A 273-nucleotide genomic window follows, 5' to 3' on the forward strand; every position below is an offset into this window, starting at 1 on the left:
GCTATATGATGTCCCTTTTTTTTAGGTGAAAACCCCCTTAAACCTTTTTATATTAAGGCTTTACATGTTTATAACCCTATTTTCATGTATTAATGCAACATGAAAATCCATAGCTGTATGATGTCCCCTTTTTTACCCAAACATGAAAACTCGCCTAGCCACTTCATGTTCCTTTTGTAATTATAAAATTACAGATAAACCGCATTAACATCACTGTTTAAAAGGGTTTATCTGTTTAATTCACAATTATAAACATGAAAATCTATAGCCATA

Source organism: Bacillus sp. JJ783, from assembly GCF_036963225.1.
Lineage (GTDB): Bacteria > Bacillota > Bacilli > Bacillales > Bacillaceae_G > Bacillus_A > Bacillus_A cereus_U.